Genomic DNA, 22,365 nt, shown 5'->3' on the forward strand with positions numbered 1-22,365 from the left:
CCGGCCTGAGTTCACGCAGCTGCTAGAGCTGTACGGGGTAGACCGGCTCGCTGATCTGGGGCACCACGGTGTGCTCGACGAAGATCGCGTGCCAGAGCATGAAGATCAGCACCGTCCACAGCCGTCGGCTGTGATCGCTGACGCCGCTGCGGTGTTCGTCGAGCATCCGGCGCACGGCGGCGGTGTCGACCAGGTGACCGGCCTGCGACGCGTCCACCGTCGCGTAGGCCCACTCCAGCAGTTCGCCGGCGCGCAGCCAATGCCGGATGGGCACCGGAAAGCCCAGCTTGGGCCGGTTTAGCACGTGGGCGGGGACGATGGGTTCCAGCGCGCGCCGCAGCGCGTACTTGGTGGTGGTTCGGGTGATCTTCGCCTCGACGGGTAGCCGCGACGCGACCGCGAACACCTCCGGATCCAGGAACGGCACCCGCAGCTCCAGCGAGTTGGCCATCGTCATCTTGTCGGCCTTGACCAGGATGTCGCCGCGCAGCCAGGTGAACAGGTCGACGTGCTGCATGCGGGCCACCGGGTCCCAGCCCGCCGATTCGGCGTACACCGAGGCCGTCACGTCGGTATGCGTCCACTGCTCGCGGAACCCGGTCAACACGTCGCGCAGCTGCGCGTCCGAGAAGCTGCGGGCGTTGCCGTAGTAGCGCTCCTCGAGCGTCAGCGAACCGCGATGCAGCAGGCTCTTACCGCGCATACCGTCGGGCAGCGGCTTGCTCATTTTGCCCATCGATCGCCGCAGCGGCGGGGGAAGGTAGTCAAAGGGCTTCAGCGACAACGGTTCTCGATAGATCGTGTACCCGCCGAACAGCTCGTCGGCGCCCTCGCCGGAGAGCACCACCTTGACGTGCTTGCGGGCCTCACGCGCGACGAAGAACAGCGGCACCAGCGCCGGGTCGGCGACCGGTTCGTCGAGATACCAGACGATCTCGGGCAGGGCGGCGACGAACTCGCCGGCGCTGACCACCTTGGCGATGTGGCGGGCCCCGATGGCCTCGGCCGAGGCCACCGCGATGTCGATCTCGGAGAAGCCCTCGCGCTCGAATCCGGTGGTGAACGTGATCAGCCGCGGGTTGTGCCGGATGGCCAGCGCCGCGATCGCGGTGGAATCGATGCCGCCGGACAGGAACGCCCCGACCGTGACGTCGGCGCGCATGTGCTTGGCCACCGAGTCCTCGAGCACCGCGGTGATCTCGTCGTAGCGGGCCTGCTCGGTGTCGCGGGTCAACGGCACCGCGGCGAACCGCGGCGCGAAGTAGCGGGTGACCTGCGGCGGCGATCCGGGCCGGATGCGCGCGTAGCAACCCGATTCGAGCCGGCGCACCCCGCGGTGCAGCGTCTCGGGCTCCGGCACGTACTGCAGGACGGTGTAGTGCTGCACCGCGCGCTCATCGATCGCGGTGTCGAACCCGACCAGGTCGACGAGATCCAGCAGGCATTTTTTCTCGCTGGCCACCGCCGTGCCGCCGGTGCCGGTCGCCATGAACAGTGGCTTGATGCCGAAAGGATCGCGGGCACAGAACAATTCGCGGGTGACGGTGTCCCACAGCGCGAAGGCGAACATGCCGCGCAGCCGCGTCAGCACCTCGGTGCCCCAGTGGTGGTAGCCGGCGACGATGGCCTCACCGTCACCGTCGGTGGCGAAGGCGGCGCCGTACCGGGCGGCCAGTTCGTCGCGCAGCTCGAGGTAGTTGTAGATCTCGCCGTTGAACACCAGCACGTAGCGGTCGGGTGCCTCGGGCGGTCCCCAGCGCAGCGGCTGATGCGAATGTGCGATGTCGATGAACGACAGCCGGTTGAAGCCGAACACGACGGCCCCGTCATGGTCTGGGTCAAACAAACCGCCGGGCTCGTCGGGCCCCCGGTGCCGCATCAGGCGTAGCGAGCGGATGATGGCGTCATCGGTCCCGGCAGCGCCGGGGCCGCCCGCCCGGTCGTTCAGGCCGGCCGGGGCCGCGACGAACGCCAGCAGTCCACACACGGCCACCAATATGCCGTACTTCGGCGACGCTTGTGGACGCCGCACCGGGCCGGTCGCGACGACGCGGCGCCCGACCGGCCGGGGTTTAGTCGCCGGGCCGAGCGGCGTGGTCTACGCTGCGTAGTATTCGACGTTCGAGCAGGAGGCGCCAACGTGACACCCGGCGGGCAGTTCCGTTCGCAGCGTTTGTCGCATCGCATATTTCGACCGCTGGCGCTGGCCGGAACGCTGGGAGTGCTGGCGGTCACCCTTAGTGGTTGCAGCTGGCAGACGGTGTTTGCCCTGGGCTGGCCCGAGGGCATCACGCCGCAGGCCCACCTCAACCGGGAGCTGTGGATCGGCGCGGTGATCGCTTCGCTCGTCGTCGGGGTCATCGTGTGGGGTCTGATCTTCTGGTCGGCGGCGTTCCACCGGAAGAAGGCCACCGACACCGAACTGCCGCGGCAGTTCGGCTACAACATGCCGCTGGAGCTGGTGCTCACGGTGACGCCGTTCCTGATCATCTCGGTGCTCTTCTACTTCACCGTCGTGGTGCAGGAGAAGATGCTGCACCTGGACAAGAACCCCGAGGTTGTGATCGACGTCACGGCCTTCCAGTGGAACTGGAAGTTCGGTTATCAGAGCGTCAATTTCAAGGACGGCACGCTGACCTACGACGGCGCCGACGAGGCCCGCAAGAAGGCGATGGTCTCCAAGCCCGAGGGCAAGGACGAGCGCGGCGAAGAGCGCGTCGGCCCGGTCCGCGGCATCAACACCGAAGACCGGTCCTACCTGAACTTCGACAAGATCGAGACGCTGGGAACGCCCACCGAGATTCCGGTATTGGTGCTACCGGCCGGCAAACGCATCGAATTCGTGTTGAATTCAGCCGATGTCATCCACGCTTTCTGGGTGCCGGAATTCCTCTTCAAGCGCGACGTGATGGCCTACCCCAAGCAGAACAACTCGGTCAACGTGTTCCAGGTCGAAGAGATCCAAAAGACCGGGGCATTCGTCGGCCACTGTGCGGAGATGTGCGGCACGTATCACTCGATGATGAACTTCGAGGTCCGTGTCGTTGAGCCCAACGACTTCAAGGCTTATTTGCAGCAACGCAGCGAGGGAAAGACGAACGCTCAAGCGCTGCAAGCGATCGCGCAGTCTCCGCTGGCGGTGACCACTCATCCGTTCGACACTCGCCGCGGCGAACAGACCCAACCAGTCGGTTAGGACACCCCATGCATATCGAAGCGAGGCTGTTCGAATTCGTCGCCGCGTTCTTCGTCTTCTGCGCGGTGCTCTACGGGGTACTGACCGCGCTGTACGCCACCGGTGGCGAGGAGTGGGCGGGTACCACCGCGCTGGCGCTGACGGGCGGTTTGGCGTTGATCACGGCCACCTTCTTCCGGTTCGTGGCCCGTCGCCTCGACACCCGGCCCGAGGACTACGAGGGCGCTGAAATCAGCGACGGTGCAGGCGAATTGGGGTTCTTCGCCCCGCACAGCTGGTGGCCGCTGATGCTCGCATTGTCGGGCTCGGTCGCCGCGGTCGGTATCGCGCTGTGGCTGCCGTGGCTGATCGTCGCCGGTGTGGTGTTCATCCTTGCTTCGGCCGCCGGATTGGTCTTCGAGTACTACGTGGGCCCCGAGAAGCACTGATTTGCGTCTCAAAGGTAACAATCTGGGCATCAGTTGAGCCGTCGCCCGTTTGCCAAGACTTCTTTGCGCTACCCGGTTCGGTAGGGTTTTGCGCAAGCACATGAGAATCTCCCGAGCGCGTGCGACACGAGGTACCCCTGAAGCCGCGTGCGCAGGTGACGCAGTTGGACAGGGCAGGCAGACATGAGCGGGCCGAAACCCCCGGGATGGGAACCCGACGAATCCGATTCGGCCAGTGAGCTCACCCACGAACCGAATTCCGACGGCGAGCCCGACGACGAATTAGACGAGCGCGACGAATTGCCTGGCCGTCACGAACTCGAGCCCTTCAGCGACAGCGGCGCAATACCGGCGGCGGGGCAGACCGGCCAGACGGACGCATATTCGCGTGCCTACTCCGCACCGGAGTCCGAGCATTTCATCAGCGGCCCGTATGTGCCGGCCGATCTGGGGCTGTACGACTACGAGGATTACGACGACGCAGCCGACGAGGATGACGAAGCCGGCGCCCCGCGCTGGCCGTGGGTGGTCGGCGTCGCCGCCATCGTGGCCGCGATCGCGCTCGTGATTTCGGTGTCGCTACTGTTTGCGCGCACCGACACCAGCCAACTCGCCAATCCGGGCACCACCGCGTCCTCCACCCCGCCGGTGCAGGACGAGATCACCACGACCAAGCCGCCGCCGCCGACCACCACCGAAGCGCCGCCGCCACCGCCCCCGACAGCTACGGAGACCCAGACCGTGACGGTGACCCCACCGCCCCCGCCTCCTCCGCCGCCGCCACCCGCGCCGTCCACCGCACCGCCGCCGGCCACGACGTCGGCCACCGCGGCCCCGCCTCCGGCGCCACCGCCATCGACGACGCCGGCCGGTCCACGGCAGGTCACCTATTCGGTGACCGGGACCAAGGCACCGGGTGACATCATCTCGGTGACCTACGTCGACGCCTCCGGCCGCTCACGCACCCAGCACAACGTCTACATCCCGTGGTCGATGACGGTCACACCGATCTCGCAATCCGACGTCGGCTCCGTGCAGGCGTCCAGCCTCTTCCGGGTTAGCCGGCTCAATTGCTCGATCACCACCAGTGACGGAACGGTGCTGTCGTCGAACAATGCTGACCAACCCCAGACGAGCTGCTGATGGTCAGCAGATACTCCGCGTATCGACGCGGATCCGACACCGTTCCGCCGGATGTCATCGATCGACTCTTGCTGGGGTCGTGCGCCGCGATCTGGCTGCTGTTGCTGGGTGTCAGCGTGGCCGCCGCGGTCGCGCTGGCCGACCTCGGCGGTGGCCTGCACAGCGCGGCCCGCAATCCGCACAGCACGCCCTGGGTGTTGTACACCGTCATCATCGTGTCCGCGTTGATCATCGCCGGGGCCATCCCGGTGCTGCTGCGGGCCCGCCGGATGACCAAGGCCGAACCGCCGATCGTTCGGTCGACGGCACTGCAGGGACGGCCGCCGAGCCGGCCGGCCGGCACGCGCACCGTGGTGGAACGGGTGCGCCCGCAGCGCACACCGATCGCCGGCGCGAACGGGGAGTGGTCCGGGGAGGCCGTGGACCGGATCTGGTTGCGCGGCACCGTCGTGCTGACCGGCACGATGGGCATCGCACTCATTGCCGTCGCCGCGGCGACGTACTCGATGGCCGTCGGGCAGGACGGCCCGTCCTGGGTCGGCTACGGGGTGGCCGCGGCCTTCACCGCGGCGATGCCCGCAGTCGAATGGCTCTATGTTCGGCAGCTACGCCGCGAAGTCGCGGCAACCTAGTCGTCGGGTGTCACGAAGCTTTGGCGTACCGGCGGACCAACTCGCCGTCCCGGAACGTGCTGGTGTGCTGCAGGCCCCCGTCGTCCCGGCAGAAAAACGTCCACTGCCGCGGACCGGTGTGCGGTGAGCCGATCATCTTGACCGTGTAGCGCTGACCGGTGGGGCGAATCGTCCCGATGACGTCACCCACTCGAATCTGCGACGGATGAATCTCGGGTGCGTCGTTCCAGTCTTGAATTGCCATAAGACAGCCATCCCCACTTTCGGGCCGCGTCACGCAGTCATATTCGGGAATCGCCTACCTGTGGCGTAGCGTCAAGCGTGAGTTGGCCTCGTTGTCAGCGGTGGTACAACCGCATCGGCGCCCCGCTCCGCCGCCCCCGACTTTGAGGGCGATGTCGACGGTGAAGGGATCGCCCATGAAGTGTATGACACTCAGCAGCGCAAGCCGACATCCGCGATGAGCCGTCCCCTCGCCACCCGAGGCCGAGCGAAACCCGTCCGGTTATCGGTGGCTCGTGAGCTCGGCCGCGTCATCGACGGCGCGTGGTGGCCGCGCGCTGACCGCATGAGCATTGAGTTGCCCGACCTGGTCGCCATGTTGACGCCGATGCTGGGCGACATCACGTCGATCAACGTCAATTGGCAACCGCTGCAACGACCACCGGACTTCAATTGGCCGGGATGGGACCAGAAGCGCCACCACATCATCACCATCAGCGGCGGCGACCGTCAAGCCAACCTGCTGGTCATCCCGTATGGGACCTACAACGCGCTGGCGCTCATGGTGTTGCGCTGCGCAGCTGACCTCTCGGTTTGTCCCGCCGACCGGGAGAAGCCCGTCTTCGTGACCGCGGGATCGATCCTGCGCGCCGCCCAAGAGCAGCGCGCCGCCGACTGACGCTGGCCGCGGCGGCTAGTGTTCGCCGTTGGTGGAGCCGTTGGTGGAGCCGTTGGTTTCTTGGCGTTCCCGCAGCGCGGTCAGCGCGCGTTGCTCCGAGGCGTGGGCCGCCTCGCGCAACGCCGCATCCTCGGACACCGGGTCGGCGAACAAGAAGCTGCCGCTGCCCGGCGTACCGCCCGAGCCCAGCTTGTTCATCTTGTTGGGAATCGCCGCGCCCGCGTATTCCAGCGGAATCGGGTGGCCGTGGTCGTCGACCGGGCCGAGCGGCTGGTGCAGCTCGATGTAGGCACCGTGCGGCAGCCGCTTGATGATGCCGGTCTCGACGCCGTGCTCAAGTAGCGCCCGGTCGCTGCGCTGCAGCCCGATGCACCAGCGGTAGCTGATGAAGAAGACGAACGGCGGCAGGATCACCATGCCGATACGCCCGATCCACGTCGTCGCGTTCAGCGAGATATGGAACGTGTAGGCGATGATGTCGTTCATCGCGCACAGCGTCAGGAGCATGTAGAAGGCGATCGCCATCGCGCCGATCGAGGTCCGCACCGGCACGTCGCGCGGCCGCTGCAGCAGGTTGTGGTGGGCCCTGTCGCCGCTGAACCGCTTCTCCAGGAACGGGTAGACGATCAACAGGCCGAAAACGGCACCCATCAGCAGCGCGACCCAGACCACGGCCGGAATGGTGTGGTGCCAGAAGTAGAACTCCCACGGCGGCCAGATACGCGCCAGGCCTTCCGTCCACATCATGTAGAAGTCGGGCTGCGAGCCGGCCGACACCTGAGATGGCTTGTAGGGGCCCAGGTTCCAGATCGGGTTGATCTGCAGCAGGCCGCCCATCAGACCCAGCACACCGACGATGGCCGCGAAGAACGCGCCGGACTTGACCGCGAACACCGGCATGACGCGCACGCCGACGACGTTGTGCTCGGTGCGTCCGGGGCCGGGGAACTGGGTGTGCTTTTGGAACCACACCATGGCCAGGTGCAACCCGATCAGCGCCAGGATGATGCCCGGGATCAGCAGGATGTGCAGGGCGTACATCCGGGGGATCAGGATGGTGCCCGGGAAGTCACCGCCGAAAAGTGCCCAGTGCAGCCAGGTTCCGATCACCGGCATGCCCAGTGTGATCGACGAGAGCGCGGCCCGCAGACCGATACCGGAGAGCAGGTCGTCGGGCAGTGAGTAGCCGAAGTAGCCCTCGAACATCGACAGGATCAGCAGCAGCGAGCCGATCACCCAGTTGGCCTCGCGGGGCCGGCGGAACGCGCCGGTGAAGAAGATGCGCGCCAGGTGCACCATGATCGACGCCGAGAACATCAGCGCGGCCCAGTGGTGGATCTGGCGGACGAACAGGCCGCCGCGGACCTCGAAGGAGATGTCGAGGGCGGACTGGTAGGCCCGCGACATCTCGACGCCGCGCAGCGGCTGGTACACGCCGTTGTAGGTGACGTCCACCATCGACGGGTCGAAGAACAGCGTCAGGTACACGCCGGTGATCAGCAGCACGAAGAAGCTGTACATCGCGATCTCACCGAGCAGGAACGACCAGTGCGTCGGGAAGACCTTGTTGAGCTGCCGGCGGACCGCGGCCGACGGGTGATACCGGGTGTCGATGTCCTCGCCCTGGCGGGCCAGGACATCGCCGATCTTCGGGGGACTCAGTTTTGGACTCATGTCGTCGTCCTCTCCCAGAATGCAGGACCGACGGGCTCGATGAAGTCACCGTTGGCAACCAGATACCCGTTGGAGTCGATGGTGATCGGCAGTTGCGCCAACGCGCGGGCCGCCGGGCCGAAGATCGGCTTGGCGAAATGCAAAGCGTCGAACTGCGATTGGTGGCAGGGGCACAGGATTCGGTAGGACTGCTGCTCGTACAGCGACGACGGGCAGCCCAGGTGCGAGCAGACCTTGGTGAACGCGAAGAACTCGCCGAAGTTGAAGCTTTCCTGGTTCTGACGCTTGACCACCCGCGGCATGTCGGTGGGCCGGATCCGGATGAGCATCACGGGATTACGGACACCCATCTTGATGCCGATCAGCTTTTCGTGCGATTCCACCGTGGTGCCGTCGCCGTCGGACTCGCGCCACGGGAACACGGTCTCCATGCCGCCGGCGGCCATGTCCTCGGGACGCATCTTGACGAACGGAGCACCGTCGGTGGCGCCGGTGGCACGCGCCAGGAAGATCGTCTCGCCGTGGTAGCGCGGGGTCCAGCCCGACGTCCACAGCACCGCTTTCATGCCGTCGGCGGTGGGCACGACCGGCTTCCACGGGTTCTTGATCAGACCGCCGGCAAACGCCACCAGGGTGCCAAGGCCGAACGCGCCCATGCCCAGGCCGAACGACGCTCCGATCAGCTTGCGGCGCCCGATCGTCGACGTCTCGTAGGCATCGGTCAGGTTCGCGACGACCGTCTTGCGGTCGATGTCGCGCGAGGCGCCGTCATGGCGGTCCTGGATCGAAATCTCTTCCGGGATAAAGCGTTTCTGGTACAGAATCGCGCCGATGGCGATCGACAGGACCGACATGCCGAAGGTGAAGCCGTACAGCGGCGTGGCCAGCGAGTAGAGGAAGTTGCCGGCCTGCCCGTCCGACTTGTACTCCCACGGCCAGAACAAGAAGATCAGCAGCAGGGCCAACCCGAACCCGCCGCCCAGCAAAAGCCACAGGGCCACGCCGCGCTCGGCACGTTTCTCGGCCTTGGTGCCCTCGACCGGCCAGCGCGGTTCCTTGAAGACGGTCTCGACGCCGTCGATCTTGCCGCCCAGCTCGAGCAGTTCCTGGTTGGACATCGAGGCCAGTGCGGCCTGGTCCGGCTCTTTACCGACGCCGGTGCTTTCCGAGCTCATGCCCGTGCCCCAATCCACAATGCCAACGCGATGGCCGCGACCATCCCGATGATCCACGCCGCCATGCCCTCGGGTGCGGGTCCGAACCCGCCGAGGCCGTAGCCACCCGGCGACCGCTCCTCGGTGACGTTCTTGACGTAGCCGATGATGTCCTTCTTGGCCTCGAAGGAAAGCTGGCGGTCGTCGAACTTCGGCATGTTCTGCGGGCCGGTCAGCATCGCGGTCAGGATCTGCTGCTCGTTGGCCTCACCCAGGTCGGGCGCGAACTTGCCCGACGACAGCGCGCCGCCCTTACCGGTGAAGTTGTGGCACGAGGCGCAGTTGAGGCGGAACAGATCGCCACCGCGGCCCAGGTCGTCGCCGCGCAACGAGCGCATCGCGATGCTGCCGTCGGGGTTGCGCACCACAGTAGGGCCGCCACCGTTGGCCTGGACGTAGGCCCCGATCGCGTCGATCTGGGCCTCGTCGAAGATCGGCGCTTTACGCGGGGCCTGGGCCTCGCCGCGCATGGCCGGCATGCGGCCGCTGGACACCTGGAAGTACACCGCCGCTTCGCCGACGCCGATCAGGCTGGGTCCGTGGTCCGGCACGCCCTGCAGGTTGGCGCCGTGGCAGGACACACAGGACGTGTCGAACAGCTGCTTGCCGTTGCGCAGCAGCGCCGAGTTCGATTCGTCGGCGACCGCGACCTGGGGGGTGGGGGTCAGCACCGCAGCCAGCCCGCCGGAGATGGTCAGCGCGATCATCAGCAGCAGCCCGCCGGACAGCCGACGGCGAAGGCGCCGCCTGCTCTGCTCTTGCAGCGCTTTTTTGCGAGGCTGACTCTGCGGCTTACGGCCGCGGGATCGGGTGAATCCCAGTTTCTTCAACCGAGCACTCCTGTTCATTCCTCTTTGAAAGCGCCGGCCTTCAGCGGATGAAATAGATCACGGTGAACAGCGCGATCCACACGATGTCGACGAAATGCCAGTAGTAGGAGACGACGATGCTGGCCGTCGCCTGCGCGGGGGTGAACTTAGTCATCCCGGTTCGGGCCAGCAGGAATATGAAGGCGATGAGCCCGCCGGTCACGTGCAGGCCGTGGAAGCCGGTGGCCAGATAGAACACGCTGCCGTAGGCGCTGCCGTGGATGGTCGTCCCGTGGGTGGCCAGGTGGAAGTACTCGTAGGCCTGCCCGAGGACGAAGAACAGTCCCATCAGGAAGGTGACCACGTACCACCGGCGCAGGCCGAAGACGTCGCCGCGCTCGGCGGCGAACACGCCCATCTGGCAGGTGAACGACGACGCGATCAAGACCAAAGTCACCGGCACGGCTTGGTACAGATTCAGCTCGGTGGGCGGCGGCGGCCAGTTCCCGCCGGCCTGCGCCCGCGCCGTGAAATAGAACGCGAACAGGCCGGCAAAGAACATCAGCTCGCTGGACAGCCACACGATGGTGCCGACACTGACCATGTTGGGCCGATTCAGCGAATGAACCCGCGACGTGATCGCGGTCCCCGAGGTCCCTACAGCACTCGTCACATCCGCAAGTATGACGCTTTGTAGTTGTTGAACTCTACCCGGGGCGGAAATTCGCCTCCGCGCGTCGCTTTTGTGGAACTTTTCCGGGACTGGAAACGACGGTTAGGTGTCGGTTGGTCCACGTGGGACCATCGGCGCGTGGCTCTCTCACCTGAGGCTCCCTCGCCCCGCGCGTTTTCCGCGTCGGCTCCCGGGGCCACACCGACCTGGCCGCAGCTGCTGGGCCGGTTGACCGACGGGCAGAACCTGGCCCGCGGTCAGGCCGCGTGGGCGATGGACCAGATCATGACCGGCAATGCGCGCCCGGCCCAGATCGCCGCCTTCGCGGTCGCGATGAAGATGAAGGTGCCCACCGCCGCCGAAGTCAGCGAGCTGGCCGAGGTGATGCTCAGCCACGCGCGCCGCATCCCGGCCGAAGCGATCCGCGGCGACGCCGTCGACATCGTCGGTACCGGCGGTGACGGCGTCAACACCGTCAACCTGTCCACGATGGCCGCGATCGTGGTCGCCGCCGCCGGGGTACCGGTGGTCAAACACGGCAACCGCGCGGCGTCGTCGCTGTCCGGTGGCGCCGACACGCTCGAGGCCCTCGGCGTGCGCATCGATCTGGGGCCCGATCAGGTTGCGCGCAGTCTCGCCGAGGTCGGGATCGGGTTCTGCTTCGCGCCCACGTTCCATCCGTCTTACCGGCACGCGTCGGCGGTGCGCCGCGAGATCGGGATACCGACGGTCTTCAATCTCCTTGGGCCGCTTACCAACCCGGCGTTGCCGCGGGCCGGGCTGATCGGCTGCGCGTTCGCCAACCTCGCCGAGGTGATGGCCGGGGTGTTCGCCGCGCGCCGCGCCAGCGTGCTGGTCGTGCACGGCGACGACGGCCTGGACGAACTGACCACGACCACCACCAGCACGATCTGGCGCGTGCAGGCGGGCACGGTGGACAAGTTGACGTTCGATCCCGCGGGATTCGGGTTCGCTCGCGCGGATCTCGACCAGCTGCTGGGCGGTGACGCGAACGCCAACGCCGAGGAGGTGCGCGCCGTGCTGGGCGGTGCCACTGGCGCGGTCCGCGACGCCGTCGTGCTCAACGCCGCGGGCGCGATCGTCGCGCATGCGGGCCTATCCAGCCGCGCCGAATGGTTGCCGGCGTGGGAGGACGGGCTGCAGCGGGCCGGCGCGGCCATCGACTCCGGGGCCGCCGAACAGCTGCTGGCGCGTTGGGTGCGGTTCAGCCAGCAGGCCTGAGTCCGGCCCTCGCGCCGCTTGTTCGCCCGCCAGCCGCGCCGAGCGCGCCGCCGCGGCCCACCCCGCCCAGGCGCCGGCCGAGTGCAGCGGCGAGGCCCAGCCGATGTCGCCGGCGACCCGCACGACGCGCACTCCCGGGGTGACCAGCCAGCGCGCGATCAGCGCCGTCTCCTCGACCAGCGCACCGCCCAGCGGGGCCGCAGCCGTCAGAATCGCTTGTGCCCCAGCCACAATGGCGTCGATCACCGGCATCGGTGGCACGCCGCGGCGGGCGGTGCCGGCCGCGGCGAGCTGGCCGTAGCGGATGACGGCGAGGTGATAGCCCCCACTGCCGTCCGGGGCGGCGGCGATCAGCTCGGGCAGCGCGGCCAGCGCCCGCAACCGCTGGCCCCGCCACAGCACCTCGACGGCGGTGGCCGTGCGGTCGCGCAGTCGCGCCGCGCTCTCGAAATGGCGATGCTCGGCCAGCGCGCCGACCTGGTCGACGGCCGCCCCGAAGGCGCAGTTGTCCGCGCCGTCGATCAGGGCCGCGGCGCGCTGCGTGGCCGCGGCGTACTGCGTGGCGCTCAGGTCGCGCGCGGCCGGACAGGGCGACACTTCGACCTCGGGGCAGGCCGGTCCGTGGCGAGCCGAACGGCCGAGTCGCGTTGTGCAGGTGCGGATTCCGGTGAACCGCGCCAGCAGCAGCGCGGTGTCGGCGGCGTCGGTGCGGGACCGAAACGGCCCGATGGCGCGATCGTGTCGCGGGGCCCGCACCACCGACAGCCGCGGGAACGCCTCGTCGCTCAGGGCCACCCACCACCACCGCTGCGGGAACCGCGAGCGGCGGTTGTACGGCGGCGCGTGTGCGGCCAGCATCCGCAGCTCCCGAACCCCGGCCTCCAGGGCGTGTGCGCACTCGACGTGGTCGACGGAGCCGGCCAGCGTCACCATCTCCTTGATCCGGCCGCGGGGGTCGGCACCGGTGAAGTACTGGCCGACCCGGCGGCGCAGGTCGACGGCGGTGCCGACGTAGAGCACCTCGCCCGACGGGCCGCGGAACAGGTACACCCCGGGCCGGTGCGGCAGGTGATCGGCGAGCACGCGCTTGCGGCGCTGGGTCGGTGTCACGTCGGGCAGATACGCGCGCAGGTCGGCGTAGGTGTGCACGCCCTGGTTGCCGACCCGCTCGATCAGCGCGTGCAGCACGTCGACGGTGGCGCGGGCGTCGTCCAGCGCCCGGTGGGTGGGCTGGGTGGCCCCCCCGACCCGGTGGGCGAACAGCCGCGCCAGGGCGGCCAGTCGCACGCTGGGCGCCTCCTCGCGACTCAGCACGCGGCGCGCCAGCCGCACCGTGCACAGCACTTGCGGTCGGGGCCAACGGATTTCGCAGTGTTCGGCGGCTGCCCGCAGAAACCCGACGTCGAACCCCGCGTTGTGGGCGACCAGCACCGCCGCCTGGTCCAAGCCGGCGAACTCCAAAAACATCGGCAGCACGGCGTCGATGGTCGGGGCATCGCACACCATCGCCGTCGTGATGCCGGTGAGCGCGACGATCTGGGGCGGGATGCTGCGCTGCGGGTCCACCAGGGTGCCGAACTCGCCGAGCACGACGCCGCCGCGGACCTTGACCGCCCCGATCTCGGTGATGGCGTCGGCAGCCGCCCCGTCTTTTGGGCGGCTGCGTCCGCCAGTCGTCTCCAGGTCGACGACGACGAAGGTGGTCTCGCGCAACGGGGTGTCGTCGGAAGGCGTCCAGCCCGGGTCCCCGCGCGATTTCCGGTCTGTTTCCAAGTCGGCAAAACTCAGTTGAGTCCCACCAGTCACACCCATGGGCGTGACGTTAAGCATCGGGACCGACACCGGCGGCGTTCCCACGCCGGGGTCGCGGGCGCCAAAAGATGTCGGTGCCCGCGGTTAGCGTTCGGGTCGAGCACGACAAGCCGGATGAGAGGACCGATTCCGATGGCCCACAGCAGCCCAACCAGCAGCCCAACCGACAGCAAAGGTGTCGCCGCCTCAGGACCGGGTGCGCCGGTGGTGATCGACTGCGACGACTGCGCGGCGCGCGGCCCGGGATGCCGGGATTGCGTGGTCAGCGTGCTACTCGGGGTACCGGATACTTTGTTGGCGGACGAGCGGGCCGCGCTCGAGGTGCTCGCGGAGGTGGGGATGGCACCGCGGTTGCGTTTGGTGCCCATTCATCGAAACCGCGGGTCCGGTGTCGCGTAATGGCCCTGGGTGCCAAAACCCCTGGCCGCCCCACCCGCCCCGTCTCGTTCACATAGTTATGACAGAAATCTTTCCATTTTCTTAACGATCTTGTTTGGACAAACGCCTTTATCGTTTCGTAACCTGTCTGAGACCTAAACCCAGCTCGACCTCGAATGTCGATGGCAGTTTAAGGAAGCAATACTTTGAGTTTCGGCTCCGTGCATTTGATCTCGAGTGTCATCACGCGGTCAGTCATCGGGACGCTGGCAGGCCTGATGGTCTTATCGGGTGTCTGTGCCGCCAATGTTTCGGCCGATCCGGCCGACGACGCCCTGGCAAAGCTGACCGAACTATCGCGGCAGGCGGAGCAGACCACCGAGGCCATGCACAGCGCGCAGCTCGACCTCAACGAGAAGGTCGCCGCCCAGCAGGCCGCGGACAAGAAGCACTCCGATGACCAGGCCGCGGTCGATGGGGCGCGGGCCCGGCTGGCCAGCTTCCAGAGCGCCGTCAACAAGCTGGCCGCCGCGACCTACATGGGTGGCCGCGTCGACGGCATGGAGGCGATGCTGACCGCCCAATCGCCGCAGGGGCTGATCGACAAGTTGGCCGTCCAGCGCGTGATGGCGACCCAAATGTCAACGCAGATGGCGAGTTTCCGCCTTGCGGGTGAGCAGGCCGCCAGGGCCGAGCAGGCTTCGGCCAAGTCCGCCGCCGACGCCAAGAGCGCGGCCGAGCAGGCCGCCGCGGTGCGAGCCAGCCTGCAGTCCAAGCAGAGCCAGCTGCAGGTACAGATCGCCGTCGTGAAGTCGCAGTACGTATCTCTGACACCACAGCAGCGCACCGCGCTGGCCGACCCCGGGCAGCTGCCCGCCGCGGCTCCGGCTCCCGGCGCACCCGAGCCGGACGCGTTGCCGCCCGGTGCCCCGCCGGCACCCGGCGCGTTCCCACCGGGTGACGCGCCGCCTCCGGGTGGAATGCTGCCCGGCATGCCGATGCCGGGAATGGCCCCGGGCGGCCCCGGCGGTGACCGCGCCAGCGTCGTTCAGGCCGCCCTGACCCAGGTCGGAACGCCGTACTCGTGGGGTGGTGCCGCACCCGGTGGATTCGACTGCTCCGGATTGGTGATGTGGGCCTTCCAGCAGGCCGGCGTCTCGTTGCCGCACTCCAGCCAGGCGCAGGCCAACGGCGGTCAGCCGGTGGCGCTGTCCGATCTGCAGCCCGGCGACGTGGTGACCTTCTATTCCGACGCGTCGCATAGCGGCATCTACGTCGGTGACGGCATGGTGATCCATTCCTCCACGTACGGCGTGCCGGTGCGGGTGGTGCCGATGAACTCCGCAGGCCCGATTCACGACGCCCGCCGTTACTGATCGGCCCGCGCGGGGACAATCCCGTCGGCGGCGCCGATGGCTTCCGATCCTGCTGGCCTGGGTTTTTGTCGTCGAGATCGTGGTGGCGGCCGCCGTGCCGCTGGACGCCCGCGAGGCACGGATGAGACCCGCACAGCTGGTCGCGCCCGCACCCAGCCAACCGAGCGCCGGGCGGGCGCCCCTGATCGTCGGTGACCGCCAGGTCCGGTTGATCGGCCTGGGTGGCGCGGCCGCCGACCGCCTGCTGGTCCGTATCGCAGCGCAGCTACGCACCGCGATCGACAAGGTCGAGGCATTCTGGGGGGTCGACTGGTCGCGCGACATCTCGGTGGTTGCCGCCGGCTCCGACGACCAATTCCGCGCCGCCGCCGGAGGCGGACCGCCGGAGCAGTGGGCGGACATCGCGGCGATCACCGTCGCCGATCGCATCGATCCCGCGCATCGGGTGGTCGTCGGCCAGCGGATCGTGTTCGCCCCGGGCGCGGCCACCATGAGCGACTCGGCGTTGCGAATCGTGTTGACCCACGAGCTTTTTCACTACGCGTCGCGCGCCGACACCGCGCTCGACGCGCCGCGATGGCTGGCCGAAGGCGTCGCCGATTTCATTGCCCGGCCCAGTGGCCCGGTCCCGGCCGAGGAGCGCTCGCGGCCCGTGTCGTTACCGTCGGACTTCGACCTGGACACCCCGGGGCCGCAGCGCTCGCTGGCCTACGACCGCGCCTGGTGGTTCGCTCGCTTCGTCGCCGATACCTTCGGGACGCCGATGCTGCGCGCCTACTATCTCGCCGTCTGCGGCGTCACACACGCCGACCCGTACAACGCCGGCCGCGACGTACTGGACATCGACCCGGCCGGCCTGCTCGCGCGCTGGCAGCAATGGATGGTCGGCGGGGCCTGATTGCCCGACTCGCCCCCTTGCCGTCCCCCGCAAGCGGGAGGTGCCCCCAACGCGGCTGGGGGTTCCCCCACCTCAGACCGCCCCCGCAAGCGGGAGGTGCCCCCAGCCCGGTCTGCATCGTCGTCAGGCTAGCCTGACGCAAGTGAGCCGGGTCCTGCTGGTAACCAACGACTTTCCGCCGCGGCGTGGCGGCATCCAGTCCTACCTGCGCGAATTCGTCGGCCGGCTGGTGAGCACCGGGTCGCATGCGGTGCTGGTGTACGCGCCGCAATGGAAGGGTGCCGACGCCTTCGACGCCGAAGCGGCCGGCTACCGGGTGGTGCGCCATCCGGGGACGCTGATGCTGCCGGGGCCGGCGGTCGATGCCCGGATGCGCCGGCTGATCCGCGACCACGGCATCGACACCGTGTGGTTCGGCGCCGCCGCACCGCTGGCGCTGCTCGCGGCCCGCGCCCGGCAGGCCGGGGCTACCCGGGTGCTGGCCAGCACGCACGGTCATGAGGTGGGCTGGTCGATGCTTCCGGTGGCGCGGTCGGTGCTGCGTCGCATCGGCAACGACACCGACGTGGTGACGTTCGTCAGCCGCTACACACGGTCCCGGTTCGCGACGGCGTTCGGGCCCGCGGCGTCGCTGGAGTACCTGCCGTCGGGAGTCGACACCGACCGGTTCCGCCCAGACCCGGCCGGTCGCGCCGAGCTGCGCAACCGCTACGGGCTGGGGGAGCGGCCCACCGTCGTGTGCCTGTCGCGGCTGGTGCCGCGCAAGGGCCAGGACATGCTGATCAAGGCGTGGCCGTCGATCCGGCAACGCGTCGACGGCGCCGCCCTGGTGATCGTCGGCAGCGGCCCCTACCTCGACACGCTGCGCACGCTGGCCTCCGACTGCGGCGTGGCCGACCACGTGACATTCACCGGCGCGGTGCCGTCGGCCGAGCTGCCCGCCCACTACGCACTGGCCGACGTGTTCGCGATGCCGTGCCGCACTCGCGGCGCGGGCATGGACGTCGAGGGCCTCGGCATTGTTTTCCTGGAGGCCTCGGCGACCGGCGTCCCGGTGATCGCCGGCGATTCAGGAGGTGCTCCAGAAGCCGTGCAGCACAACAAGACTGGACTCGTCGTCGACGGGAACTCGGTGCGCAACATCGGCGACGCCGTCACCGAATTGCTGGCCGACCCGGACCGGGCCGCCACGATGGGCGCGGCCGGACGCGATTGGGTTACCTCGCACTGGCGCTGGGACACGCTGGCCGCCCGGCTGGCCGACCTGCTGCGCGGTCAGCCGTCTCCGGCCACGCTGGCCTGAGGGCCGCTAGTCCTTCTGGTAGAGCGCCTCGATATCGGAGGCGAACTTCTCGGCCACCACATTGCGCTTGAGCTTCAACGTGGGGGTCAGCTCGCCGGTGTCCTCGGTGAAGTCGACCGGCAGGATGCGGAACTTGCGGATCGACTCGGCATGCGACACCGACAGGTTGGCGTGCTTGACCGCGGCGTCGATCTCGGCGACCAGGTCGGGATCGGTGGCCAGATCGCCGACCGAGGGTCCCTCACCCTTGCTGTTGCGCTGCTTCCAGCTGTCGAAGGCCTCCGGGTCGATCGTGATCAGTGCTCCGACAAAGGGTTTGGCGTCCCCGACCACCATCGCCTGGCTGATCAACGGGTGTGCGCGCAGTTGGTCTTCCAGCACGGCGGGGGCGACGTTCTTGCCGCCGGCGGTGACGATGATCTCCTTCTTACGGCCGGTGATCTTCAGGAACCCGTCCTCGTCGAGCGCGCCGAGGTCGCCGGTCTTGAACCAGCCGTCGGCGAACGCCTCGGCGGTGGCCTGCTCGTTGCGCCAGTAGCCGCTGAACACCACGCCGCCGCGCACCAACAGCTCGCCGTCGTCGGCGATGCGCATGCTGTTGCCCGGCAACAACGTTCCGACGGTCCCGATCTTGACCCTGCCGACCTGGTTCACCGTGATCGCCGAGCTGGTCTCGGTCAGGCCGTAGCCCTCGTGGATGGTCAGGCCCACACCCCGGTAGAAGTGGCCCAGCCGGGCACCCAGCGGTGCGCCGCCGGACACCGACGCGTGGCAGTCGCCGCCCAGCGCAGCGCGCAGCTTGTGGTAGACCAGCCGATCGAACAGCGCGTGCTTGGCGCGCAGCAGCAGCCCGGGACCACCGTTGTCCTGCGCCTCGCTCCAGTCGACCGCGGTTTGTACGGCCCGCGCGAAGATCGGCCCCTTGCCGTCATTGGCGGCGTTTTGCTCGGCCGTGTTGTACACCTTCTCGAACACGCGCGGCACCGACACCACGACGGTCGGCTTGAACACCGCGAGCATCGGCAGCAGGTTCTTGATGTCGGCGGTGAACCCGCAAGTCACCTTGTTGGCGAACGCGGACAGCGTCAGCGACCGGGCCAGCACGTGGGCCAGGGGCAGGAAGATCAGCAGCCGCTGCCCCTCGTGCAGCAGGGTCGGCAGGCACTCCTTGGCACCCCGGGTCTCGTAGAGCAGGTTGGAATGCGTGAGCTGGCACCCTTTGGGACGTCCGGTGGTCCCCGACGTATAGATCAGCGTTGCGGGATTCTCCGGGCGCAACGCCGCCAGCCGGGCGGTCAGCTCCTCGGGGTCGACCGACGTGCCGGCCTCGACGAGCTGGTCGAGCGCCTTGGGGCCCGACCCGTCGATGTGCAGCACCCGGCGCAGGGCGGGAAGCTCGCCGGTGAGCTCGGTGACCGTCGCGGCGTGCGCGTCGGTTTCGGCGAACGCCACCACGGCTTCGGAGTCCTTGAGCACCCAGCGCACCTGCTCGGCCGACGAGGTCTCGTAGATCGGGACGGTGACGGCGCCGATCGACAGGATGGCCAGGTCGAGGATCGTCCACTCGTAGCGGGTGGCCGAGAAGATCGACACCCGGTCGCCGGCTTCCACGCCCAGCGCGATCAGACCCAACGCCGCGGAACGGACCTGCTGGGCGGCCTCGGCGCACGTGACGTCGGTCCACACCCCATCGATCTGACGTTGATAGATGACGAAGCTGGGGTCGTCGCGCTCGTGCTCGAAGACCATGGCCGCGATGTTGTCGTGCTCGCCGACGGAGAAGCGGGCAGGGACGCTGTACTCACGCACTCTTTTGACTCCGATTGATCTGGTGACCGGTGGCCGGCTTGCTGTAACTCAGACTAATCGCGGTATTCGCACAGCAACCAAACAGTCGGTTGGGCGGCGTCGTCGAATGCCCAGCCGATTGCCCAGCCGGGTGCGCACCGCGGCGACGCCCTCGGCGACGTGCGGCGGATATCGATGTGTGAAGCTGACACCATGCACAGCATCCAGATCGCGGACCAGACGTACGTCGCCGCCGACGGCGCACTGGTCGGCGCCGCGATCGGCGACCGGGCGTGCTGGCGTCGGTGGTGGCCGGATCTGCGGCTGCAGGTCGTCGAGGACCGGGCCGAAAAGGGAATCCGCTGGGCGGTCACCGGGGCGCTGACCGGCACCATGGAGGTGTGGCTGGAGCCTCAGACGGGCGGACTGGACGGGGTGGTGTTGCACTACTTCATGCACGCCGAACCCACCGGCGTGGCGGCCCACGAGCTGGCCAAACTGAACTTGGCGAAGATGACACACCGCCGTCGGGTAGCGGGCAAGAATATGGCTTTCGAGGTCAAGACGACACTGGAACGGTCACGACCGGTCGGTGTTTCTCCGGTAGTTTAACTCCGGTCAAGGTTCGCCCGGAGAGTACCGTTTCGGTCCGACGGCGGGGTACTACCGGAGATGACCGGGGGTGAACCCCCTTGCGGGAGAGAAGGTAGCGGCCAGGTGGCGGAAAAGACGACCCAGACGATTCACATCGACGCAGACCCCGGCACGGTGCTGCAGGTGATCGCCGACATCGATTCGTACCCGGACTGGATCTCGGAGTACAAGGAAGCCGAGGTGCAGGAGCGCGGGGCCGACGGCTACCCGAAGACCGTGCGCTTCGTGATGGACGCCGGCGTCATCAAGGACACCATGGTGATGTCCTACCAATGGCCGGCCGACCACAAGTCGCTGAGCTGGACGTTGGTCTCCAGTTCGCTGCTGCGCTCCCTCGAAGGGTCATATCGGTTGGCGGCCAAGGATTCTGGGACAGATGTCACCTACGAACTCTCGGTCGACCTGGCCATCCCGATGATCGGGTTGCTCAAGCGCAAGGCCGAGCGCAGGCTGACCGACACCGCATTAAAGGATCTGAAGAAACGAGTCGAGGCTGAGTGAGTCCGTTTCACCCACCCCGCCCGCCTCTGAGCCCTTTTCGGAGCCCTCTGCCAAGTCCTTTTCCGAGGCCCGGATCAGTCTCTTCGTCGGGAAGGGCGGGGTAGGAAAATCCACCCTCGCTGCTGCCACCGCGGTCTGCGACGCGATCGAGGGGCAGCGCGTGCTGGTGGTCTCAACCGACCAAGCGCACTCGCTGGGCGACGTGCTCGGCATCCCCGTCCCGCCGAGCGGACACGGCGAACCGGTTCGGGTGCTTGCCGACCTGGAAACCGGGGGAGCCGCCGAGACGGGCAGTGGATCCCTCGACGCGATGGCGCTCGACACTCTGGCCCTGCTCGAGGCCCGCTGGTACGAGGTGGTCACCGCCCTGGATATGCGGTTCCCCGACTCCGAACTGAGCAGCATTGCCCCCGAAGAACTCTCGGCGTTGCCGGGCATCCAGGAGGTGCTCGGCCTGCATGCGGTCGGCGAGCTCGCGGCGTCGGGAAAATGGGATCGCGTCGTCGTCGACTGCGCCTCGACCGCGGACGCGCTGCGCATGCTGACCCTGCCCGCCACGTTCGGGCTCTACGTCGAGCGCGCCTGGCCGCGCCACCGCCGGCTGTCCATCACCGCCGACGACGCCCGCTCGGCCGCGGTGGTGGAGCTGATCGAACGCATCAGCTCCAGCGTCGAGCGGCTCAGCGCGCTGCTCACCGACGGGGATCTGGTCAGCGCGCACCTGGTGCTGACTCCCGAGCGCGTGGTGGCCGCCGAGGCGGTCCGGACGCTGGGCTCGTTGTCGCTGATGGGGGTCCGTGTCGAGGAGCTGATCATCAACCAGGTTCTGGTCGAGGACGAGTCCTACGAGTACCGCAACCTGCCCGAGCACCCGGCGTTCTACTGGTACGGCGAGCGCATCTGTGAGCAGCGTGCGGTACTCGAGGAGCTCGATGCCACCATCGGTGATGTGGCGCTCGTGATGACCCCGCACTTAGCGGGTGAGCCGATTGGCCCCAAAGCGCTGGGCGGATTGCGCGACAGCGCCCGGCTGCGGCGTGGAGCCGCCCCACCAGGACCGTTGCGACCTATTGTGGATCTTGAATCGGGGTCGGGACTTGGGTCGATCTACCGTATGCGGCTAACGTTGCCCCAGCTCGACCCCGGATCGCTCTCGCTGGGCCGGGTGGACGACGACCTGATCATCAGCGCCGGCGGCTTGCGGCGCAGGGTTCGGTTGGCGTCGGTGCTACGGCGGTGCACGGTGCTCGACGCGCATCTGCGAGGCGGTGAGCTGACAGTTCGTTTTCGACCAGATCCGGAGGTGTGGCCTAGGTGAGCAAGCCGCACGCCGATATCGGCCCGGAACTCCGCAAACTCGCCGAGGCGATTCTGAACGGGATCGACCCCGCCGTACGCATGGCTGCCGCGATGACGGCGGGCAACGGCGTCGGCACGGGCAAGTGTCAGCAGATCTGGTGTCCGGTGTGCGCGCTGGCCGCGCTGGCGACCGGCGACCAGCACCCCTTGCTGACCGTGATCGCCGATCACAGCATCGCTCTGCTGGAAGTGATTCGCGCGATCGTCAGTGACGTCAATGACATCGACCGGTCTTCGCGACCGACACCGCAACCGCCGCCGGACGGCCCGTCCGGCGGGGGAGCGCCGGCCGAGGACCCCCGCGCGGGCGAGGCCGGCGTGCGGACTCGCTACCAGCCCATCGCGGTCACAATCGAAGAGTGATCCTCAGGTTTTGAAAGTGGT

At 68.0% G+C, this 22,365-nt stretch carries 21 protein-coding genes and 1 pseudogene; 14 read left to right on the top strand and 8 right to left on the bottom strand.

What is annotated here, in order from left to right; translation table 11 throughout:
* Window positions 1-22 precede the first annotated feature (22 nt).
* Complete coding sequence (gene asnB, locus SKC41_RS22020; RefSeq protein ID WP_330979805.1) at window positions 23-1,987, bottom strand: asparagine synthase (glutamine-hydrolyzing); 1,965 nt, start codon at window positions 1,985-1,987, stop codon at window positions 23-25.
* A 153-nt stretch (window positions 1,988-2,140) separates the two neighbouring features.
* Here asnB and ctaC point away from each other — a divergent pair, with 153 nt between their 5' ends.
* The 4 genes from ctaC to SKC41_RS22040 all read left to right on the top strand — a co-directional run bounded on the left by ctaC (window position 2,141) and on the right by SKC41_RS22040 (window position 5,399).
* On the top strand, window positions 2,141-3,196 hold the full coding sequence (ctaC, locus tag SKC41_RS22025; protein ID WP_330979806.1) for an aa3-type cytochrome oxidase subunit II: 1,056 nt from the start codon (window positions 2,141-2,143) through the stop codon (window positions 3,194-3,196).
* Window positions 3,197-3,204: 8 nt separating this feature from the next.
* Window positions 3,205-3,624 (top strand): cytochrome c oxidase subunit 4, encoded by a 420-nt coding sequence (locus SKC41_RS22030; protein WP_090603396.1) that lies wholly within the window; start codon window positions 3,205-3,207, stop codon window positions 3,622-3,624.
* 183 nt (window positions 3,625-3,807) lie between these two features.
* Window positions 3,808-4,767: an MmpS family transport accessory protein gene (locus SKC41_RS22035; RefSeq protein ID WP_330979807.1), complete on the top strand. Its 960-nt coding sequence runs from the start codon at window positions 3,808-3,810 to the stop codon at window positions 4,765-4,767.
* On the top strand, window positions 4,767-5,399 hold the full coding sequence (locus SKC41_RS22040; RefSeq protein WP_330979808.1) for a DUF2561 family protein: 633 nt from the start codon (window positions 4,767-4,769) through the stop codon (window positions 5,397-5,399). Before SKC41_RS22035 ends, SKC41_RS22040 begins: the two co-directional genes overlap by 1 nt.
* A 10-nt stretch (window positions 5,400-5,409) precedes the next feature.
* On the opposite strand, the gene SKC41_RS22045 is transcribed toward SKC41_RS22040, so the two are convergent.
* Entirely contained in the window at window positions 5,410-5,643 is a 234-nt protein-coding gene (locus SKC41_RS22045; protein WP_330979809.1) for a hypothetical protein, read from the bottom strand.
* A gap of 216 nt (window positions 5,644-5,859) precedes the next feature.
* Between SKC41_RS22045 and SKC41_RS22050 the strand changes: the two genes are divergently transcribed.
* Window positions 5,860-6,300: a DUF5994 family protein gene (locus SKC41_RS22050; protein ID WP_330980083.1), complete on the top strand. Its 441-nt coding sequence runs from the start codon at window positions 5,860-5,862 to the stop codon at window positions 6,298-6,300.
* 15 nt (window positions 6,301-6,315) lie between these two features.
* Here SKC41_RS22050 and qcrB read toward each other — a convergent pair whose 3' ends face one another.
* From qcrB to ctaE, 4 genes are read right to left on the bottom strand one after another with little or no spacing between them, the layout of a single operon-like run.
* A complete protein-coding gene (qcrB, locus tag SKC41_RS22055; RefSeq protein ID WP_330979810.1) occupies window positions 6,316-7,974 on the bottom strand; it encodes a cytochrome bc1 complex cytochrome b subunit in 1,659 nt (552 codons plus the stop codon).
* Complete coding sequence (qcrA, locus tag SKC41_RS22060; protein WP_330979811.1) at window positions 7,971-9,149, bottom strand: cytochrome bc1 complex Rieske iron-sulfur subunit; 1,179 nt, start codon at window positions 9,147-9,149, stop codon at window positions 7,971-7,973. Before qcrA ends, qcrB begins: the two co-directional genes overlap by 4 nt.
* Window positions 9,146-10,018 carry a cytochrome bc1 complex diheme cytochrome c subunit gene (qcrC, locus tag SKC41_RS22065; protein WP_330979812.1) on the bottom strand — a complete coding sequence of 291 codons (873 nt, stop codon included), beginning with the start codon at window positions 10,016-10,018 and terminating at the stop codon, window positions 9,146-9,148. The genes qcrA and qcrC overlap by 4 nt, the downstream gene beginning before the upstream one ends.
* Before the next feature lie 40 nt (window positions 10,019-10,058).
* A complete protein-coding gene (gene ctaE / locus SKC41_RS22070) occupies window positions 10,059-10,670 on the bottom strand; it encodes an aa3-type cytochrome oxidase subunit III (RefSeq protein ID WP_330979813.1) in 612 nt (203 codons plus the stop codon).
* 138 nt (window positions 10,671-10,808) lie between these two features.
* On the opposite strand from ctaE, the gene trpD reads away from it, so the two are divergent.
* Entirely contained in the window at window positions 10,809-11,912 is a 1,104-nt protein-coding gene (trpD, locus tag SKC41_RS22075) for an anthranilate phosphoribosyltransferase (protein WP_330979814.1), read from the top strand.
* Here the strand turns inward: trpD and SKC41_RS22080 are convergent.
* Window positions 11,850-13,742 (bottom strand): annotated as a pseudogene (locus SKC41_RS22080) (DEDD exonuclease domain-containing protein); the annotation flags it as partial. The gene trpD and the pseudogene SKC41_RS22080 overlap by 63 nt on opposite strands.
* Before the next feature lie 114 nt (window positions 13,743-13,856).
* On the opposite strand from SKC41_RS22080, the gene SKC41_RS22085 reads away from it, so the two are divergent.
* The 4 genes from SKC41_RS22085 (at window position 13,857) to pimB (ending at window position 17,679) form a co-directional block, all read left to right on the top strand.
* Window positions 13,857-14,123: a hypothetical protein gene (locus SKC41_RS22085; protein ID WP_330979815.1), complete on the top strand. Its 267-nt coding sequence runs from the start codon at window positions 13,857-13,859 to the stop codon at window positions 14,121-14,123.
* Window positions 14,124-14,308: 185 nt separating this feature from the next.
* On the top strand, window positions 14,309-15,478 hold the full coding sequence (gene ripC, locus SKC41_RS22090) for a peptidoglycan hydrolase RipC (RefSeq protein ID WP_330979816.1): 1,170 nt from the start codon (window positions 14,309-14,311) through the stop codon (window positions 15,476-15,478).
* Window positions 15,479-15,599: 121 nt separating this feature from the next.
* Window positions 15,600-16,376 (top strand): hypothetical protein, encoded by a 777-nt coding sequence (locus tag SKC41_RS22095; protein ID WP_442931764.1) that lies wholly within the window; start codon window positions 15,600-15,602, stop codon window positions 16,374-16,376.
* Window positions 16,377-16,518: 142 nt separating this feature from the next.
* A complete protein-coding gene (pimB, locus tag SKC41_RS22100; RefSeq protein ID WP_330979817.1) occupies window positions 16,519-17,679 on the top strand; it encodes a GDP-mannose-dependent alpha-(1-6)-phosphatidylinositol monomannoside mannosyltransferase in 1,161 nt (386 codons plus the stop codon).
* Between the two features lie 6 nt (window positions 17,680-17,685).
* On the opposite strand, the gene SKC41_RS22105 is transcribed toward pimB, so the two are convergent.
* Window positions 17,686-19,488, bottom strand: coding sequence for an AMP-dependent synthetase/ligase (locus SKC41_RS22105; protein WP_330979818.1), 1,803 nt, complete (start codon window positions 19,486-19,488; stop codon window positions 17,686-17,688).
* A gap of 192 nt (window positions 19,489-19,680) precedes the next feature.
* Here SKC41_RS22105 and SKC41_RS22110 point away from each other — a divergent pair, with 192 nt between their 5' ends.
* The 4 genes from SKC41_RS22110 (at window position 19,681) to SKC41_RS22125 (ending at window position 22,344) form a co-directional block, all read left to right on the top strand.
* The gene (locus tag SKC41_RS22110) at window positions 19,681-20,079 is read left to right on the top strand and encodes a polyketide cyclase / dehydrase and lipid transport (protein WP_330980085.1); all 399 of its coding nucleotides are present in this window, start codon (window positions 19,681-19,683) and stop codon (window positions 20,077-20,079) included.
* Between the two features lie 105 nt (window positions 20,080-20,184).
* Complete coding sequence (locus SKC41_RS22115) at window positions 20,185-20,622, top strand: SRPBCC family protein (protein WP_330979819.1); 438 nt, start codon at window positions 20,185-20,187, stop codon at window positions 20,620-20,622.
* A 73-nt stretch (window positions 20,623-20,695) separates the two neighbouring features.
* The gene (locus tag SKC41_RS22120) at window positions 20,696-21,940 is read left to right on the top strand and encodes an ArsA family ATPase (RefSeq protein ID WP_330980086.1); all 1,245 of its coding nucleotides are present in this window, start codon (window positions 20,696-20,698) and stop codon (window positions 21,938-21,940) included.
* Window positions 21,937-22,344 (top strand): hypothetical protein, encoded by a 408-nt coding sequence (locus SKC41_RS22125; protein ID WP_330979820.1) that lies wholly within the window; start codon window positions 21,937-21,939, stop codon window positions 22,342-22,344. Before SKC41_RS22120 ends, SKC41_RS22125 begins: the two co-directional genes overlap by 4 nt.
* The last annotated feature ends 21 nt before the right edge of the window (window positions 22,345-22,365 follow it).

Source organism: Mycobacterium sp. 050128, assembly GCF_036409155.1.
GTDB lineage: Bacteria > Actinomycetota > Actinomycetes > Mycobacteriales > Mycobacteriaceae > Mycobacterium.